Raw genomic sequence first — 16,865 nt, forward strand, 5'->3', positions numbered from 1 at the left:
ACGCAGCGGAGGCCGGACCTCAGGTGGAACACACGGTGCGCCGATATAGTCGCCGCGTGATCTTCAAGCGCGTGGGAGACGGTCGGCCCTACCCCGACCACCAGCTGTCCTCGCGCGCCTGGGCGGCGATCCCGCCCAGCCAGGTCAGGCTCGACCAGCTGGTCACCACCAAGGACACGCTCCAGCTCGCCGCGCTGCTGGACGAGGACTCCACCTTCTACGGCGACCTCTTCGCCCACGTGGTCCTCTGGAAGGGCGAGCTCTACCTGGAGGACGGGTTGCACCGGGCGCTGAGGGCCGCGCTCCACCAGCGCAGCGTCCTGCACGCGCGCGTCCACGTCATCGAGGGGGACGACTGATGTCCACCCCCACGAGTGCACGACTCACCCTGACCGTTCTGGTGGCCATCACGGCGCTGGCTGCCGTGGTGGGCTGGTTCGCCATGACCAGGCCGTTCCCCACGACCGAGGACCTCCCACCCTGCGTGGAGACCCGCATCGCTGACAGACAGGAGGTCTTCCCGGCGCAGGTGACCGTGAGCGTGTACAACGCCAGCAGCCGCAACGGACTGGCGGGACGCACCATGGGTGACCTGACCGGTCGCGGCTTCGTGGCGGCGCGCACCGGCAACGTGGACAAGAAGGTTCGCGGCGTACAGATCTGGGCCGACAACGCCAAGAACCCTGCGGTCGCGCTGGTCCGGGCACAGTTCCGCAAGGCCAAGGTCGTCAAGGGCGAAGCCCTCGGGCCCGGCGTGGTGGTCGTGGTCGGCGACGGCAGCGTCCCGCTGCGCGACGTGGGCAAGGCGCCGACGTCGGTGAAGTCCACCGGACCGGCGACGATCTGCAGCCCGCCCGGCGCCGCCGACACCCCTGCCTGAGGCGGGCGCGACCGCGCTCCCGGGCGACCCGACCAGCGCTCACACCAGGTCGTGCACGAACTCCGACAGCTGCGTGAGGTTGCGACACTCTGTCATCGGCACGATCTCGCCGTAGACCGGCGCCGCCGAGTCGCCGGCTCCCCAGTGGCGCCTGTGCTCGGGGTTCAGCCAGATGGTGCGGCGTGACCTGGCGACCATGTCGGCCAGGACGTCCTCGGAGAGGTGGCGGTAGTTGGAGCGGGCGTCACCGAGGATCAGCAGGGTGCTGCGGGGCCCGAGAGCGTCGGCGTGCTCCTCGACGAAACGGGTGAACGCCGCCCCGTAGTTCGTCCGCCCGAAGCGGGCGGCGTGAGCGCTGCGCGAGGCGAGCTCGGCGAAGACGTCCCCCGGGTCGGCCCCGGGCCGGAAGACGTCGGTCACCTCATGGATGTCGTCGACGAAGGTGAACGCACGCACCTTGGTGAACTGCTCGCGCAGGGCGAAGACCAGCATCAGCGTGAACTGCGCGAAGTTGGCGACCGAGCCCGACACGTCGCACAGCACCACGAGCTCGCTGCGATGGGGCCGCTTCGGCTTGTGGTGCGTCTCGAGCGGCACCCCGCCGGTGGCCAGCGACGACCGGACCGTACGGCGGAAGTCCAACGTCCCACGACGTCGGGAGTGCTTCTCCTTGGTCAGCCGGGACGCGAGCTTGCGGGCGAGCGGGAAGAGCGCCCGCCGCAGCTCCTCCAGGTCGGCCTGGCGCGCCGAGGTGAATTCCAGCCTCTCGATCGTGGGCCGCAGCGTGGTCCGGGCCAGCTCGCCCAGGTCGCGCTCGGCGGCAAGGCGGCGCAGTGCCTCGGCCTCGACCTGCGTACGAAAGCTCTGGACACGGGCCCTGGCCTCCTCGCCGGCCTCCTCCACAGCCATCCCCTGGCCCACCAGGGCATCGACGAGACGGTCGACCAGCTCGTCCGGCGCGACCCGTCGCAGGGTGTTGTAGGGCGACCAGCCGGTCTGTCCCGGCGCGCGACCCGGCATGCGTCCGAAGCGGCCCATCGCCTCGGTGGCCATCTCGGGGCTCTCCTCGGGCGGACCGTCGGACATCCTCGCGGCCAACCGTTCGCGGAAGTCGCGGAGCTGCCGGGCGGAGTCGCGCAGTCCGGTCTCGTCCTCGAGCGGTTCGGCGGCGGCGCCCTCACCGACGAGCCGGGGGAACCACAGGTCGAAGAGGGCGTCGAAGGTGACCCGCTGCGTGTGGCGCTTGACCACGGTGGCCGCGTAGACCGTACGGACGGTCTCCCGGTCGTCCCATCCCACCGCGCCCAGCGCCGCCACGGCGTCGAGCCCCTCCGCGAGCGAGACGGAGAGTCCGGCCTCGCGCAGGGCCTCGACGAAGCCGAGGTGGCGGTCCAGCAGCGACATGGAGGAAGGTCAGGCAGGAATGACGGCGACGGGGATCGAGGAGTGGTGGAGCACGCTGCGCGCCACGGAGCCGAGCGCGAACCCACTCAGGCGCTCCTTGGCGTCACGCCCCAGCACCAGCAGCTGCGCCTCGGCCGCGTGCTCCAGCAGGTGACGGGCGGGCTGGCCCACGAGCTGGACGACCTCGACGTCGACGCCGGGGAACTCACTCGCCATCTGGTCGAGGCGCGCCTTGAACTCGCCTCCCGCCGTGGCTGCCCAGTCGTCGAAGGCGCTGATGTAGACGCCGGAGTCGCCGGTCAGCGCGGGGTGCGGCTCCCAGACCTGGACGGCGGTGAGCGACACCCCGCGCTCGCTCGCCATGGCGAAGGCGAAGTGCAGTCCGGCGCCGTGGTCCTTGTCCACGTCGACACCGACGACGACCGGCGCGTCGAGGCGGCTCTGCGCGTCCCAGCCGTCAGGTACGACGACGACGGGCGTGGCAGCGCGTCCGGCGACGGCGATGGAGGTGGACCCCATCACCAGACGACCGAGGGCGCCCAGGCCACGCTTGCCCATGACGAGGAGGTCGTGCTCCTCGGCCAGCTCCTGGATCACCGGGACGGGGTGGCCGGTGACGAGGGTCGTCGAGACGCGGACGTCCTCCAACGTCTCCGTGGCGCGCGCCACGGCGGCCTGGACGACCGGCACGAGGTACTCGGTCGGCGAGATCTCGGGGACGTACGAACCGATGACCTCGTAGGGCTCGGCCACGGTGACGATGACGAGATCGGCACCGGTCCGGTCGGCCTGCATCACCGCCCAGCTGATGGCTGCCACGTTGGCGTCCGAGCCGTCGACGGCAACGGCGACGGTGGGCGTGGTGGGGGAGTCAGTCATCGGTTCCTCCTGTGTGATTTGAGTTCGCGCACGGCCTTGTCGAGGTCGGACGCATGCTTGAGGACCACACCGAGCGTGGCCGCCACGGCGTCCTCGTCGAGCTGCCCGATCTCGAGGGCGACGAGGGTCCGCGCCCAGTCGATCGTCTCGGCGATCGACGGAGCCTTCTTGAGGTCGAGGTCACGCAGGCGCCCCACCGCCTCGACGACCTGGCGGGCGACCGCCTCGTCGACCTCGGGAACCTGCCCCATCACGATCTCGCGCTCACGCTCGAGGTCGGGGTAGTCGAGGTGGAGGTAGAGGCAGCGCCGCTTCACCGCTTCGGACAGCTCACGGGTCGCGTTGGAGGTCAGTACGACGAAGGGGCGTCGGGTGGCGGTGATGGTGCCGAGCTCGGGGATCGTCACCTGGAAGTCGCTGAGCACCTCGAGCAGCAGGCCCTCGACCTCCACGTCGGTCTTGTCCACCTCGTCGATCAGCAGCACCGTCGGCTCCTCGCGCCGGATGGCACTGAGCAGCGGGCGGGTGAGCAGGAACTCCTCGTCGAAGATGTCGTCGTGCGTGCTGGACCAGTCCTGGTCCCCGCCGGCGGCCTGGATGCGCAACAGCTGCTTCTTGTAGTTCCACTCGTAGAGCGCCCGCGCCTCGTCCAGGCCCTCGTAGCACTGCAGGCGTACGAGGTCGGCGCCGCAGGCCCGCGCCACGGCCTTGGCGAGCTCCGTCTTGCCGACCCCGGCAGGACCCTCGAGGAGCAGCGGCTTCTCCAGCGCGCCGGTCAGGAAGGTGGTCGTCGCGGTCGCCGCGTCGGCGAGGTAGCCGGCGGCCCGCAACCGCTCGCCCGCGTCACCGGGGGACGAGAACCATGGCTGCCTCATGGGGCCACACTAGGACGTGCGTACGGATGCACGCCCCCGAGGCCGGGAGACCTCACTCACACGCGGCGGCTAGGCTCACAGCTCCCAGCGACGAAGGAGTCGGAATGACGAACGACCACGACCACGAAGAGGCAGTCCTCAGCATTGCCGCCCAGATGATCGCCGACGAGTCCGCTGAGCACGTCGCGACCGTCAGCCACCGGACCCCGGGTCTCCACCTCGAGCTCATTGACCTCAGCGCGGGCCTTCCCGCCGACGAGGACGACGAGTGGGACTTCGACCTCCCCGCCGACCTCGGCCTCAAGATCCTGCTCGGCGGCGTCGACCCCGAGGTCTCCGTGCAGCTGCTTCGCGCGGCGGCGGACTACCTCGAGGAAGCCATCGAGGAAGGCATCGACGACGACGAGGACGACGACTGAGTCGTCACCCTCGCACGACTGACAACGAAGCCCCCGGTCCTCAGGACCGGGGGCTTCGCCGTTGTCACCCGGCCGTCCGGGTGGGTGGCAGAGGGGGCGGGATTCGAACCCGCGGTAGGTCTCCCTACGACCGCTTTCAAGGCGGTTCCGATCGGCCGCTCCGGCACCCCTCCTGGGCGCCCCGAGGAGCGCTCGCGGAGCATTCTAGGCCGAGGGGCGCCGCGGCGTCCCACTCCGATCCACCCCGCGATCTCCTCGCGCGATCGCCTCGTACGCCTCACACCGGCCGACGAGCCGGTTTGGCGGAGCGCCCGGGCGTTGTGTTCAATCGAGCCGTGGTGTCCGACTATCGATTCTCCCCAGCCCTGACCGCACGCCTCCTTGGCCTCACGATGCTGCTCATGGCCGTCGTCGTCGCCCTGGTGACCCTGGGCGTCGCCGTGGCCAACTGGCACAGCTCGGTGCTGCTGGTTCCGTGCATCGTCGTGATCGTGGTCGTCCTCGCCCTGATGGCCTGGACCAACGGGTGGGTGGTGCGCCTCAGCGACGAGGGCTACCAGGTCCGGCGCATCCGCAGCGTCGGCGTCCCCGCCGCCCGGTGGAAGGACGTCGAGGACGCGGTCACCAGCGAGCGGCTCGGCTCCCCCGTCCTGATCCTGCGCCTGCGTGACGGCGGTACGACGACGATCCCCGTCGCCGCTCTCCACGTCGACCGCGAAGCTTTCGCCAACGCGGTGGCCGATCACCTCAACCGAGGCCACGGCATCCGCCCCCTGGGGGGCTGATTGGCGACCGGGCAGGCTGCCTTGTAGCCTGTGGTCGCTGCATGGAGGCGTCGCCTAGTCCGGTCTATGGCGCCCGCCTGCTAAGCGGGTTGAGGGTCAAACCTCTCGCGAGTTCAAATCTCGCCGCCTCCGCCAGTCAGACTCCGCCCGAGCGTTGCTCGGGCGGAGTCTTCGCGTTGGAGGGTTCGTCGGCCCTTCTGCATGATCCTGCACGGCACCCGGGACGCACTCCCCCCTTGCGCCTGAGTCATGACTTCTGCCAGTTTGGGTACCTGGGAACGCCTGACTCGGCATCCTCCCGGTTATACAACTTCGTGCATTGCAGGAAGTTGCAACGCGAATCCGGGTGACGAAAGTTCTTCGTCAGCCAAGAATGAGACCAAGTAGGGAACCCCACCCCCGCTATCCCGAGAAGGTGACCACCATGAAGATCGCCCGCGTCCTTGCCATCGCCGCCGTTGCTGCCCTCCTGAGCGTCAACGCCAGCACCGCCACCGCCTACGCCAAGCTCGACACGAGCTGGGGCTACGTCACCGGCGGAGGCCGCTGACCCCACGAGCACGCGAGGCCAGGTTCGTCCCGATCCCCCGTCGTTGACGTAACCACCACACCTCCGCCAAGGTTCGGTCTCGCGAGGACGACGGCAGCGACCATCAGGTCGCTGCCGTCGTCCTTTTCACGTGCGTCTTCCCGGCGGTACGACGTCCCGGCGGTACGACGTCCCGCTCCGCCGGCCTGACGGGCGTACGACGTCTCAGTCGTCGCCCTCGGTGCCGTCGATGGCCTCCTGGCCGGAGACTCCGCGACGCCCCATCTCGTAGCCGAGCTGGAACCGCGTCTGGGCCTCGAACTCGCCCTTCAGCTCGGAGACGTAGCCCGCGTAGGTCCGCGGGCTCACCCCCAGCCGCTTGGCGCTGGCGGGGTCGGCGTAGCCGGCGATCAGCATCCTGATCGTCATGGCCCGCTGCTCGGCGGCGATGTCGCGGCTCACCGTGCTCTCGCGGTTGGCGAAGGGCCTGGCGCGCTCCCAGGTCCGCTCGAACATGTCGACCAGGTAGGCGACCATCGACGGCTCCCGCACGGCCAGGGCAACGGCCAGCCCCTCGTGGCCCGGGACGACGGCGATCCGCCGGTCCACGACGATGAGTCGGTTGAAGAACTCGTCGAGCGTACGCACCTCCGCGCCGCGCGCGCTGACGGAGGCGACGTACTTGTGGGTGGTGCGGCTGCGGCGAGCGGAGTGCTGGTAGAGGGTGCGCATCTTGACGCCCCTGCCCAGGGCGGCGAGGTCGCGCTGGGTGGCGGCGGCCAGGGTGGTGGCGTTGCGCCCGGTCTGGGGCTGGGCGGTGAGGAGCTCGAACTCGGCATCGGCCACCACGGAGCCGATGAAGGGGTTGATCGCCTCGCCGCGCACCTCGGTGAAGGCGCCGGTGGCGACTCCCGGCGCCTTGCGCCACATGTGTCCGAGGCCGGTGAACGCCTGGGCCCACTGGGCCGACTCGGAGATCAGGGAGGCACCCTGCTGCCCCATCGGCGCGACCACGAGCGAGGAGACCGTGACGGGGTCGACCGGGACCATGCGGTCGCCCTCAGCGACGAGCAGCCCCATCCGTACGAGCAGGTCGAAGGCAGCCCTGGTCTCCTCGACGCCCAGACGGGGGTCGTCGACCGAGATGCTGCCCGTGGCGACCACGGCCTCGTAGAGGGGTGTGGACACCCGCTCGAAGAGTTCCCGGTCCTCGGGTCCGTAGTGGGGCAACGGACGTCCCTCCGTCGTCGGAGTGCGCGGGGCGCGCGGCTGGCGCTGCAAATACTTGCACACGGTTCTGACCGGCAGGAATCACATGAAAATGCAACTGGCCCCGGACTCCGAGGAGTCCGGGGCCAGCCAGCAGAACGGGGTCCGCTCAGTGCGCGAGGATCACTCCGCGTCGGCCTCCAGGGCGGCCTTCACACGGTTGTGGGCCTCCCAGATCTCCTCGGGCAGGTTCGGGAACTGCTCGAGGTGCTCCGTGCGGTGCGAGATCTCCTGCTGCCAGCGCGCGTTGTCGATGCGCAGGACGGCGTCGAGGTCGTCGGCGTCGATCTCGAGACCCTCGAGGTTGAGCTCCTCCTTCTTGGGGAGGATGCCGACCGGGGTCTGCACGCCCTCGACCTCGCCGTTCTTGAGCTGCATGAGCCACAGGAGCGGGCGGAGGTTGTCGCGGTAGCCGGGCCACAGGAAGCGGCCGTCCTCACCACGCTGGAACCAGTTCACGTGGGCGAAGAGGGGCTTCTCGTCGGCCGCGTTGATGATGTCGAGGTAGTGACGGGCGTACTCGCCCTCGCCGTAGGCCATGAAGGGGCGGTTCGACATCGGGTCGTAGCGCAGGACGCCCTCGGTGCCCTCGGCGGCGAAGGTGGCCTCCGCGCCCAGGGTGAGGCCGTCGTACACGCCCTCGGCCACATCGGTGATCGCGCGGATCAGCGGCTCGCGGTCACGGGTGCGGCCACCGAAGATGATCGCGTCGACCGGCACGCCGGCCGCCTCGTCCCAGTCGGGTGCGATGTTGGGGACCTTGGACAGCGTGGTGGTGAAGCGGCTGTTCGGGTGCGCCCACGGGTCGTTCTTCTGGGCCTCGGTGCGCTCCGAGATCAGGTGTCCGCGCCAGTCCTCCCAGCCCGTGACGTCGGCCGGGGGGTTCTTGGTGCGACCCTCCCACCAGACCTCCTGGGTGGTGGGGTTGTACGCGACGTTGGTGAAGATCGCCTCGGAGTTCTCGTCGATCGAGCCCAGCGCGGTGGGGTTGGTGGTCTCGTTGGTGTCCTTGGCGACACCGAAGACGCCGTTCTCCGGGTTCATCGCCATGAGCTTGCCGGTCTTCTCGTCGACCCAGAGCCATGCGATGTCGTCGCCGTAGAAGTAGACCTCGTAGCGGTCGCCCAGGGCGTCCGGCGGGAGCATCATGGCGAGGTTGGTCTTGCCCGAGGCGCTCGGGAAGCCACCGGTGACGTGGTACGTCTTGCCGGTCTCCTTGTCCTTGATGCCGATGAGCATGTACTGCTCACCGAGGAACTTCTTGGAGACCCAGCCGTCGTACGCAGCCTGGCGCAGGCCGTGGGCGATCTTGCCCAGGAGCGCGTTGCCGCCGTAGGAGGAGCCGTAGTGCAGGATCGTGCGCTCGTCGGCGACGGTGACGAACCAGCGCTGGTCGTCGTCGGTGCCCTGGCCCAGGTTGGGCAGGTCGCCGGTGACGTGGACGGCGCGGACGAACTGGTTCGGGTCCTCGAGGTCGTTGACGTACTGCACGCCGACACGAGCCATGCGGATCATGTGGAGCACGACCGGACGGTTGTCGGTCAACTCGACACCCACGCCCCACGGCGCGAGGGCGTTGCCCGCGGGAGCCATGAGGTAGGGGATCACGTACATGGTCTTGCCGGCGGAAGCGCCCTTCATCTTCTCGTGAAGGAGGGGCTTCATCTCCGAAGCCGGCTTCCAGTTGTTGTAGACGCCCTTGTCCTTGGGGTCATTGGTGGCCACGACGGTCCGCTCCTCGGAGCGGGCGGTGTCCTTGTGGTAGCTGCGGGAGTAGTAGCGCCCCTTGCCGGCCGGCTGCAGCTCGCCCGCTTCCAATGCCTCCTGGATCAGTCGCTCGTCATCGGCGGCCGAAACCACCTCGACACGCTCCGCCCCGGTGAGCTCCGCGTACTGCTGGACGTACTCACGCACGCGCGGATTCGTGATGCCCGCCGCGTCGAGGACTGCTTCAACGTCTGCCATCGTGCCTTGCTCCAATTCATGGAATGTGCCGGTGATTCCGGAGGGCTGGCGCCCGCCCCTGTGGTGTGTGATGCAGGGCCGCGCGTCACCCTCTCTTCGATCTCCACCGAAGCGATTGAGATGCGCGACCACGGTATCCGCACGCCCCCGCGCGTCATGGCCGGGGGAGGTCCCCCGCATCATGACAGCCCTACGCGGGGTTACCAAACGCATCCGTGCTGTGGCAGCGGTTCGCGGATGTCGCGTACGTCCCGGGGTCACTGGTGAGCAACCGGAGCAACCGCGGGCGTCGCGGCAAGCCAGGGAGGACTGGGCGCCGCCCCTCGCGGTGGGTGGTCCGCCAGCGTGCGAGCGCCAGTTCCTGCGGGTCAGGGTACGACGCTGCGGCCCACCGTGGCGCCGGCGTCCATTCTCCGTCGCACACCGGTCACCCCACCCTGATTTCACATCGCTCGGGCTGTTCGGCTAAGGTCTACCGAGTCGCCGCGCTGAGCGGGGTGGCGGGCGCCTGTAGCTCAACGGATAGAGCATCTGACTACGGATCAGAAGGTTTGGGGTTCGAATCCCTACAGGCGCACAGACCAGAACCGCAGGATCATCCACCGGATGACCTGCGGTTCTGTCGTTCCGGGACCTACGCGCGCTGAGTCCCCGCCTTGTCCAAGTCGGCCGCTTGAGGGGAACTTCGGGGGCAACGACCTCACAACTCCCCCTCAGGACCGCCGTCGCCGTAGAGCGCTCCGAGCTTGTTGAGGGCGTCGCGCTTGTCGTTCAAGGACAGGTGCGCGTGGACGTTCGGTACGGTGCTGCGATGAGGGTTGCTGTTCGAAGGTTCGCAGGGATCGCCGCCGCACTAGCCGGATTGGTCGTTGTCTTCTTCGTCACGAGAGCGCTCGCCTTCCGCTCGACCGGTTTCGACCCAGGTCGAGACAGCTTGGACAGCGATTGCGACCAGTGCGTTCTGACAGAGACGCTGAACGCGTTGCCCGTCATAGGGGTCGCTTGCGCGGTGTACGTGGTGACCGTCGTCATCATTGTCATTTTTGTGAGGCGCCGAGCCTCGACTGAATAGCCCTCCCCCAACACCTGATGACAAGGCAAGGACGGGATTCCCCTGTCGCCTGCATCTTGGAACCAGAGGGCCATGAACCGAGAGGCAGCCTCGAAGCTCTGCAGGGAGCGTTCACGAAGGAAGTTTGACTGTGACGAGTATCCCTACGCTGCGACGCAGCAGGGATGTTACAGCCCTTATGTCGCAGCCCGAGCACGGTGCCGCATAGACGATGTGCCAGTGCGACAAAATAGAGGCGCTGGCTCGCTTTACGGTTGGTTCATCCGTAAGCAGCGCCTCATGATTGGCGAAGACTTCTTCATTCAGCCAGTCTGGGCCACCGGTCCAACGTAGATTGAGGTTTCACTGGATGCTCTTCTTGGCGTCCTGCCCGGAACTACCCTGAGTGCAATGGAGGGGATGGCTCATGGTGACTCGTCGGCTGTCGATGCATGACGAGGCGGCATTCTTGATGCTGGAGGCGGAGTCTCCCTGGGATGGAGCCGTTGTCTCGGAGTGGGTGCTCTACATGGGCAACAACCCAAACCGGGGTCCGGTGGGATGGACAGTTTGCTTCGACGGCGACCGAAACGAGGGCGTCTGGGACGTCGAGGTGACGTTCGAAGCGGTGCCGGAGGCGCCCCCGTTGCCGGCGACGACGTTCACTGATGTGGTCGAGGTCAGCGCTCATGGCCTCGTGGAACTCATGGAGGGCAACTGGGAGTCGCACCCCGTGACAAGTGCACAGGAACATGGGTGGTCGCGGGTGCGGTTGTCGCGTGAGCAGCCGCGGCACGGTACGCCCAAGCTGTTGGTCCAGTCGTGGCCGGCTGACCGCAGGGCGGCCACCGTGCTTCGTGTGGCCGATGAGCCCACGGCCGATTCCTGGGACGTTCAACTGCCGGGGGCGGAGGCCGGTCTAGAGGGTGCTGCCCGGATCGGTGCTTACGTTGATAGTAGGCCAGGGCGGCAATCCCTTTCAGGGGAGCTCGGGATGGCTACGGCAACAATGGACATCCCTGGTTCCTTGGCGCGGGTCAGCCTCCTCTTTGAGGCCGGAACGATCTGGACTTTGGCCCCCGACGGATATGGCGCTACCACCGGCGGATACACCGATACGGACGGTGAACTCTGGGCCACCTGTTACGTCAAGGACGCCAGCCATCCAGACCATATCGCCGGCACCAAGATGTCGGCGATCCTGACGCGACCCCGGGCCGATCACGACCCTCCGCGGCGGAGTGCGTTGTGGTTCAGGTGGGGACTTCCCGTGCCCCCGTTCCACGACGAATTGGGGACGCCGCGAGGCTATGAGCCGCTCCTGCCCCGCGACACTCGAGTGGACGTCTGGTACGACCCCAAGCCAGGAAAGACGATCAGTGTGAGGCTGGAGCACTCGGATGTTCCTGCCGAGTGGGTTAAGCATCTGAGTGCCTGGTGGACCTACCAGCTCGCCATTGCGCGAGGCAGTGGGCTGGAATAACTGGACAATGCGCAACTGCATATCCCCGTCACGGTTCCGTTTCCGTGCTGGGAGGTGATGAACGGCGACGCGCATTCCTCGCTGGACGACGATCGAGGTAATTGCAACCGGCTCGGCGGGCTACGGCGACCCGTGCCGTGCGGCCTGGAGCTCCTTCAACCTCCCAGACGGATTCTGTTCCCAGCGGGCATCTCTGGACGGGGACGTGACTGGATCGAGCACGCTGGATTGGCGGCGCAGTGCCTGATGCCAGCGATGACTCGCCCCGGATCACGCCACGAATCAGTCACTGATTTAGACCGGGACACGACGATTCCTCAACTTACCCGGCGTTGTTGTTGTTGAAGAATGCGTAGTTCTCCGAGTTGCTCCGGTTGTTGTTCAGGTTGGCATCCGTGGCATCGGCGCTTCCGGTCTGGATGTCCGCGAAGGGGCGAACTCTGTAGAAGTTCGTGGCCGTGTTGCTCGTGTCGTTCATCGCGATTCTGAAGTCCATCGTGAACGTCTCGCCAACCGAGTTCACACCGCGCCAGCAGGGCGGGCATGAGGCGAGTCAGCGCCCCTTGGCAAGGGCCCGGCACGCCGCCTTGACGCGGCTGCGGTAGATCGCTCGGGCCATCGCCCCCAACAGCCCTGGTTGGTGGCGATGCACGAAGAGGGGTGGCCGCACCGGAGGACTCCTTCCTCGGGGCGTTCGCGAACCCCAGAGCGAACAATAGATCCTATATTTGGATAACGTCCAATTTTCTTCACTGATGGGTGACCGGGCGATGGAATGTGCGCCCCTTACGTTCGGTAGTCTAGGTTTTAATTACTGGCGGGTAGCGACGCTTCGGCTTCCGGCGGTCGCCGCACGACTGGGCCGTGCTGAGGGTTCCGCTGTGGGGACGGTCTTGCGACCTGCGGCGTTCATCCCTTTGGACAGCAGGAGCACCACCACCGTGACCGGACAGTCCCACCACCGCGTCAAACCTGACCCCCACCCGCCGAGGCCTCGTCAAGGGCGCCGCTTGGTCGGTGCCGGCCATCACGCTCGCCACCAGCGCCCCGGCCTACGCCGCGTCGTCCACGATGGCGTGCCAGGTCGTGGCGCTCAACCCCGTCGCCGCCTGGATCGCGGCGGGTGGTGGGGTCACCCGGAACGTCGACACGGGGTGGTACGTCCCCGGCACCTACGCGCCCGAGAGCGGCACGGTTCCGGCGGCGCTCGACGGTTTCGTCAAGAAGTCCGAGGCCGACTGGTACACCTCGCTCAACCTCCCGAGCGGTTCCTTCCTCTCCTTCGGCAACACCCGGAATGCCGTTGCCTCGGCCACCGCCTCCAACGCCACGACCACCGTCACGCTGACGTACACGTTCACGGTGCAGAACAAGGTCACCCTCGACCTCGGTGGACGCGTGCTCTTCGGCTACGGCAACTCCCCCTCGGGCAAGACCGAGCGCCAGTACGTCCAGATCGACGTGAAGGGTCTGGCCGGTGGCGACCGGACCGTGGCCAGGATGGCGCCTCGGCGGCAGAGCGCCGACGGTTCGGTCCTGTATCCCCACACCTCGGTGGGCATCTCGCGCGAGAACTCGGCGACGGCGGGCAACCACAGACTCCTGAAGCAGTCCGATGCGCAGCTCGAGGCCTTGGGCTACACCCTCCACACGCCCCCGAGCGGCATCGACCAGGGACGCTTCAGCGCCTACTTCGCCGACAAGACCATCGTCGACGACGCCTCCGGGTCGCGTGTCCTTCAAATCGTCTACACCCTCACCCTGCCGGCGCGCTACGACTCCTCCTGGGTCAACGACGACGTGATCCTCTTCGCGCCGACCGTCCGGGTGAACTGCTGACGCTCAGCGCTGGCACCTCTGGTGCGTCGCCCCGCCGCACGGTCCGCCCGGACTGTCGGTGGGGCGTGGCATATTCACCGTCGTGCCACTGACCCTGCACCACGCCACCCGCACCGACCAGCTCGCCGACGACCTGGCCGGGCTGCTGGCGACCCCGCTGCCCGACCCGTTCGCGCAGGAGGTCGTCGTGGTCCCGGCGCGCGGCGTCGAGCGATGGCTGACCCAGCGGCTCTCCCACCGCCTCGGCACCGGTGATCGCGGCGGCGACGGGGTCTGCGCCGGAGTCCGATTCATGGCGCCCCACTCGCTCATCTCGATGCTCCTGGGCCGCGAGAACGACGACCCGTGGTCACCCGACCACCTCGTCTGGCCGCTGCTCGAGGTCATCGACGACTCACTCGACGAGACCCAGTTCGCGACCCTGGCCGACCACCTGGGTCACGGCGACCCCGACGACGAGCGCAACGCCCGTCGCTACGCGGTCGCCCGGCGGCTGGCCGGGCTCTTCGCGTCGTACGCCGTGCAGCGCCCGACGCTGCTGGCCGACTGGCGCGCAGGCCGCGACCTCGACGGCTCCGGCCATCCGCTGGAGTCCGACCTGCACTGGCAGGCCGAGCTGTGGCGTCGTCTTGAACGCACGGTGCCTGCCGATCCGCCCGACGTACGCCACGCCGAGACCGTCGAGCGCCTGCGCACCGGCGGCGACGGCCTGGACCTGCCGGCGCGTCTCTCCCTCTTCGGCCACACCCGCCTGCCCACCTCCGAGGTCGCGCTCCTGCGGGCGCTCGCCGAGCAGCGCGAGGTCCACCTCTGGCTGCCGCAGGCCTCTCCCTCGCTCTGGGACGACCTCGAAGGGGCCGCCGAGGAGGGCCCGGTCCGCCGCGCCGACGACACCAGCGCCCGTCTCGTCCACCATCCCCTGCTCGCCTCGCTGGGCCGCGACAGCCGCGAGCTGCGGCGTACGCTCGGCCCGCTCCCCGCCCTCGGCCAGGCCGTCGAGCCCTCCCTGCCCGACACCCTCCTGGGGTGGTTGCAGCAGGACCTGCGCAGCAACGCCGCTCCCGTTGCCACCACCCGCCAGTCGCGCATCGTCGCGGACGACGACCGCTCGGTGCAGATCCACTCCTGCCACGGCGCAGCCCGGCAGGTCGACGTGCTCCGTGAGGTGCTGGTCGGCCTGCTGGAGGACGACGAGACCCTCGAACCCCGCGACATCCTCGTGATGTGCCCCGACATCGAGAGCTACGCGCCCCTGATCTCGGCCGGCTTCGGGCTGGCTGACGTGGCCGAGGGGTCCGAGGCGGCCAACGCCCACCCCGCCCACCAGCTGCGGGTGCGTCTGGCCGACCGGGCGCTGGGGGCGACCAACCCCCTGCTCGGCATCGCGGCCACTCTCGTCGAGCTCTCCGGCGGACGCATGACCGCGACCGAGGTGCTGGACCTGGCGGCGAGCCCTCCGGTGCGGTTGCGCTTCGGCTTCACCGACGACCACCTCGAGCGGATCTCCGGCTGGGTCCGTGACGCCGGCGTGCGGTGGGGCCACGACCTCGCCCACCGCGGACGGTTCGGGCTCACCACCGAGGCCAACACCTGGCTCACCGGGATGCGCCGGGTGCTGCTGGGGGCAGCGATGTCCGGTCAGGGCCACCGGTTCGTCGGGACGACCCTGCCGCTCGACGACGTGGGTGACGCCGACCTCGACCTGCTGGGCCGGTTCGCCGAGTTCGTCGACCGGCTGCACACCTTCACCACGGCCGCCACCGCCGCCCAGAGTGCTGGCGACTGGAGCACCGCGCTCCGGGAGGGCGTCGCCGGGCTCACCCAGGTCACCCTCGACGAGGCGTGGCAGGAAGCCCAGTTCGCCCGCGAGATGGAGCGCATCACCTCGAGCCCCAGCGGGGGCGGTACCCGGCTGCGCCACGCCGACGTCCGCGCCCTCCTGGCCCGCAGCCTGCGCGGCCGACCCACCCGCTCCAACTTCCGGACCGGCACGCTGACGGTCTGCACGATGGTGCCGATGCGCTCGGTGCCGCACCGCGTCGTCGCCCTGGTCGGCCTCGACGACGGCACCTTCCCCCGGATCTCCTCGGTCGACGGTGACGACGTGCTGGCGCGCTCCCCCATGACGGGCGAGCGTGACCTGCGCTCGGAGGACCGTCAGCTCCTGCTGGACGCGATCGGCGCCGCCACCGAGACGCTGGTGCTCACCTACAGCGGCCGCGGCGAGCACACCGGGGCCGAGCACCCGCCGGCCGTCCCGGTGGGCGAGCTGGTCGACGCCCTCGACGCCACAGGCGTACGCCCCCAAGGTGAGCCGGTGCGCGACCACGTCGTCGTCCACCACCCGTTGCAACCCTTCGACGAGGCCAACCTGGTGGCCAGGCGACTGGTGGGCGACAAGCCCTTCAGCTTCGACCGCACCGCGCTGGCCGGAGCCACCGCTGCCCGCTCCCCGAAGGTCGCCGTGCGGGAGCTCCTCCGGAGCCCTCTGCCCGACGTGGCCACCGACGACGTGTCGGTCTCGCTGGCCGACCTCCACGACTTCTACCGCCACCCGGTCAAGGCGTTCCTGCGCTCACGCCTGCGGGTCACCACCCCCCTCGACGGCGAGGAGGGCAAGGACGCCGTCCCGATCGAGCTGGACGCCCTCGAGCAGTGGGGCGTCGGCGACCGGCTGGTCAACGACGTGCTTGCCGGGGCCGACCCGCAGTCGGCCATGGTCGCCGAGCAGCTGCGCGGCCTCCTGCCGCCCGGCGACCTCGGCGTCGGCGTCCTCACCCAGATCGTCGGCAAGGTGCGCCCCCTGGTGGAGTACGCGCTCCCGCTGCGCGCGGGCACCGCCCGCGCGGTCGACGTCGACATCGACCTGGGTGACGTGCGCCTGACCGGCACGGTCCCGGACCTGTACGGCAACAACCACGTCACCGTCAGCTTCTCCAGCCTGGGCGCCAAGCACCGCATCGCCGGCTGGATCAACGCGCTGGCGCTGGCCGTCGGCGCTCCGGACGAGAACTGGACGGTCCACACCATCGGGAAGTACCGCTCCAGCGGGAAGTTCTCGATGATCAAGCCGTTGCCCAAGGACGAGGCGATCGGGTGGCTGCGCGAACTCGTACGCGTGCAGCAGCAGGGGTTGCGCGAGCCGCTCCCGCTCCCCTTGAAGACCTCCTTGGCGTGGGCGGAGGAACGGTGCCACGAGCTGAGCGGGCGCGAGGTCAGGCCCGACGACGCGGCGGTGCGCGAGTGGTTGACCCCGCCCTTCAACGACTCCGGCTTCCCACGTGAGGACGCCGACGCGTGGCACGAGCGCGCCTTCGGCCCCCAGGCACCCTTCCGGGTGCTCACCGCTCCCCTGCGTAGCGACGAGGCCGCGCTCGACGCCGCGCGCGACGACGGCGCCCCCACCCCGCACCGCCTCGGGCACTACGCATGGCGGGTGTGGGGCCCCTTGCTCACCGGTGACCGCGAACTCGTGAGGGGGATCTGA

15 protein-coding genes and 3 tRNA genes are annotated in these 16,865 nt (G+C 68.9%); 11 read left to right on the forward strand and 7 right to left on the reverse strand.

Going from position 1 to position 16,865, the window contains the following annotated elements; all coding sequences use genetic code 11:
* Positions 1 to 56 precede the first annotated feature (56 nt).
* Positions 57 to 359: a type II toxin-antitoxin system VapB family antitoxin gene (locus tag FCL41_RS15955; RefSeq protein WP_137064713.1), complete on the forward strand. Its 303-nt coding sequence runs from the start codon at positions 57 to 59 to the stop codon at positions 357 to 359.
* Positions 359 to 880 (forward strand): LytR C-terminal domain-containing protein, encoded by a 522-nt coding sequence (locus FCL41_RS15960; RefSeq protein WP_137064712.1) that lies wholly within the window; start codon positions 359 to 361, stop codon positions 878 to 880. The genes FCL41_RS15955 and FCL41_RS15960 overlap by 1 nt, the downstream gene beginning before the upstream one ends.
* A 39-nt stretch (positions 881 to 919) precedes the next feature.
* On the opposite strand, the gene FCL41_RS15965 is transcribed toward FCL41_RS15960, so the two are convergent.
* The 3 genes from FCL41_RS15965 to FCL41_RS15975 are packed head-to-tail and all read right to left on the reverse strand — an operon-like array spanning position 920 to position 4,038.
* Positions 920 to 2,284 carry a vWA domain-containing protein gene (locus FCL41_RS15965; protein ID WP_137064711.1) on the reverse strand — a complete coding sequence of 455 codons (1,365 nt, stop codon included), beginning with the start codon at positions 2,282 to 2,284 and terminating at the stop codon, positions 920 to 922.
* Between the two features lie 9 nt (positions 2,285 to 2,293).
* Positions 2,294 to 3,163: a universal stress protein gene (locus tag FCL41_RS15970; protein ID WP_137064710.1), complete on the reverse strand. Its 870-nt coding sequence runs from the start codon at positions 3,161 to 3,163 to the stop codon at positions 2,294 to 2,296.
* Entirely contained in the window at positions 3,160 to 4,038 is an 879-nt protein-coding gene (locus tag FCL41_RS15975) for an AAA family ATPase (RefSeq protein ID WP_137064709.1), read from the reverse strand. Before FCL41_RS15975 ends, FCL41_RS15970 begins: the two co-directional genes overlap by 4 nt.
* A gap of 104 nt (positions 4,039 to 4,142) precedes the next feature.
* On the opposite strand from FCL41_RS15975, the gene FCL41_RS15980 reads away from it, so the two are divergent.
* Positions 4,143 to 4,457, forward strand: coding sequence for a hypothetical protein (locus tag FCL41_RS15980; protein ID WP_137064708.1), 315 nt, complete (start codon positions 4,143 to 4,145; stop codon positions 4,455 to 4,457).
* Positions 4,458 to 4,542: 85 nt separating this feature from the next.
* Here FCL41_RS15980 and FCL41_RS15985 read toward each other — a convergent pair.
* Positions 4,543 to 4,630: transfer RNA gene (locus FCL41_RS15985), tRNA-Ser, on the reverse strand.
* A gap of 165 nt (positions 4,631 to 4,795) precedes the next feature.
* On the opposite strand from FCL41_RS15985, the gene FCL41_RS15990 reads away from it, so the two are divergent.
* The 3 genes from FCL41_RS15990 (at position 4,796) to FCL41_RS17675 (ending at position 5,792) form a co-directional block, all read left to right on the forward strand.
* A complete protein-coding gene (locus FCL41_RS15990; protein ID WP_137064707.1) occupies positions 4,796 to 5,242 on the forward strand; it encodes a hypothetical protein in 447 nt (148 codons plus the stop codon).
* Between the two features lie 43 nt (positions 5,243 to 5,285).
* Positions 5,286 to 5,377: transfer RNA gene (locus FCL41_RS15995), tRNA-Ser, on the forward strand.
* A gap of 289 nt (positions 5,378 to 5,666) precedes the next feature.
* Entirely contained in the window at positions 5,667 to 5,792 is a 126-nt protein-coding gene (locus FCL41_RS17675) for a hypothetical protein (protein WP_275403743.1), read from the forward strand.
* 204 nt (positions 5,793 to 5,996) lie between these two features.
* Here the strand turns inward: FCL41_RS17675 and FCL41_RS16000 are convergent, their stop codons facing one another.
* A complete protein-coding gene (locus FCL41_RS16000) occupies positions 5,997 to 6,959 on the reverse strand; it encodes a phospholipase D-like domain-containing protein (protein ID WP_239021684.1) in 963 nt (320 codons plus the stop codon).
* 204 nt (positions 6,960 to 7,163) lie between these two features.
* Positions 7,164 to 9,005, reverse strand: a complete 1,842-nt coding sequence (locus FCL41_RS16005; protein WP_137064705.1) for a phosphoenolpyruvate carboxykinase (GTP) — start codon at positions 9,003 to 9,005, stop codon at positions 7,164 to 7,166.
* A gap of 504 nt (positions 9,006 to 9,509) precedes the next feature.
* On the opposite strand from FCL41_RS16005, the gene FCL41_RS16010 reads away from it, so the two are divergent.
* From FCL41_RS16010 to FCL41_RS16020, 3 genes are all read left to right on the forward strand, one after another.
* Positions 9,510 to 9,582 (forward strand) — tRNA-Arg (locus tag FCL41_RS16010).
* A gap of 567 nt (positions 9,583 to 10,149) precedes the next feature.
* A complete protein-coding gene (locus tag FCL41_RS17845) occupies positions 10,150 to 10,410 on the forward strand; it encodes a NucA/NucB deoxyribonuclease domain-containing protein (protein WP_137064704.1) in 261 nt (86 codons plus the stop codon).
* Between the two features lie 73 nt (positions 10,411 to 10,483).
* Positions 10,484 to 11,539 (forward strand): hypothetical protein, encoded by a 1,056-nt coding sequence (locus FCL41_RS16020; protein WP_137064703.1) that lies wholly within the window; start codon positions 10,484 to 10,486, stop codon positions 11,537 to 11,539.
* 322 nt (positions 11,540 to 11,861) lie between these two features.
* Here FCL41_RS16020 and FCL41_RS17190 read toward each other — a convergent pair whose 3' ends face one another.
* The gene (locus FCL41_RS17190; RefSeq protein ID WP_170970165.1) at positions 11,862 to 12,035 is read right to left on the reverse strand and encodes a hypothetical protein; all 174 of its coding nucleotides are present in this window, start codon (positions 12,033 to 12,035) and stop codon (positions 11,862 to 11,864) included.
* Positions 12,036 to 12,556: 521 nt separating this feature from the next.
* Between FCL41_RS17190 and FCL41_RS16025 the strand changes: the two genes are divergently transcribed.
* Both FCL41_RS16025 and recC read left to right on the forward strand, forming a co-directional pair.
* Complete coding sequence (locus tag FCL41_RS16025; RefSeq protein ID WP_137064702.1) at positions 12,557 to 13,378, forward strand: hypothetical protein; 822 nt, start codon at positions 12,557 to 12,559, stop codon at positions 13,376 to 13,378.
* Between the two features lie 82 nt (positions 13,379 to 13,460).
* Positions 13,461 to 16,865 carry an exodeoxyribonuclease V subunit gamma gene (gene recC, locus FCL41_RS16030; protein WP_137064701.1) on the forward strand — a complete coding sequence of 1,135 codons (3,405 nt, stop codon included), beginning with the start codon at positions 13,461 to 13,463 and terminating at the stop codon, positions 16,863 to 16,865.

It is taken from the genome of Nocardioides jishulii (assembly GCF_006007965.1).
GTDB classification, from domain to species: Bacteria; Actinomycetota; Actinomycetes; order Propionibacteriales; family Nocardioidaceae; genus Nocardioides; species Nocardioides jishulii.

What these genes read in the sequence shown, in the direction of transcription:
- FCL41_RS15960 (WP_137064712.1), top strand. Translation starts at nt 359, where the DNA reads ATGTCCACCCCCACGAGTGCACGACTCACCCTGACCGTTCTGGTGGCC.
- FCL41_RS15965 (WP_137064711.1), bottom strand. Translation starts at nt 2,284, where the DNA reads ATGTCGCTGCTGGACCGCCACCTCGGCTTCGTCGAGGCCCTGCGCGAG.
- FCL41_RS15970 (WP_137064710.1), bottom strand. Translation starts at nt 3,163, where the DNA reads ATGACTGACTCCCCCACCACGCCCACCGTCGCCGTTGCCGTCGACGGC.
- FCL41_RS15975 (WP_137064709.1), bottom strand. Translation starts at nt 4,038, where the DNA reads ATGAGGCAGCCATGGTTCTCGTCCCCCGGTGACGCGGGCGAGCGGTTG.
- FCL41_RS15980 (WP_137064708.1), top strand. Translation starts at nt 4,143, where the DNA reads ATGACGAACGACCACGACCACGAAGAGGCAGTCCTCAGCATTGCCGCC.
- FCL41_RS17675 (WP_275403743.1), top strand. Translation starts at nt 5,667, where the DNA reads ATGAAGATCGCCCGCGTCCTTGCCATCGCCGCCGTTGCTGCCCTCCTG.
- FCL41_RS16005 (WP_137064705.1), bottom strand. Translation starts at nt 9,005, where the DNA reads ATGGCAGACGTTGAAGCAGTCCTCGACGCGGCGGGCATCACGAATCCG.
- FCL41_RS17845 (WP_137064704.1), top strand. Translation starts at nt 10,150, where the DNA reads ATGAACCGAGAGGCAGCCTCGAAGCTCTGCAGGGAGCGTTCACGAAGG.
- FCL41_RS16020 (WP_137064703.1), top strand. Translation starts at nt 10,484, where the DNA reads ATGGTGACTCGTCGGCTGTCGATGCATGACGAGGCGGCATTCTTGATG.
- FCL41_RS17190 (WP_170970165.1), bottom strand. Translation starts at nt 12,035, where the DNA reads ATGGACTTCAGAATCGCGATGAACGACACGAGCAACACGGCCACGAAC.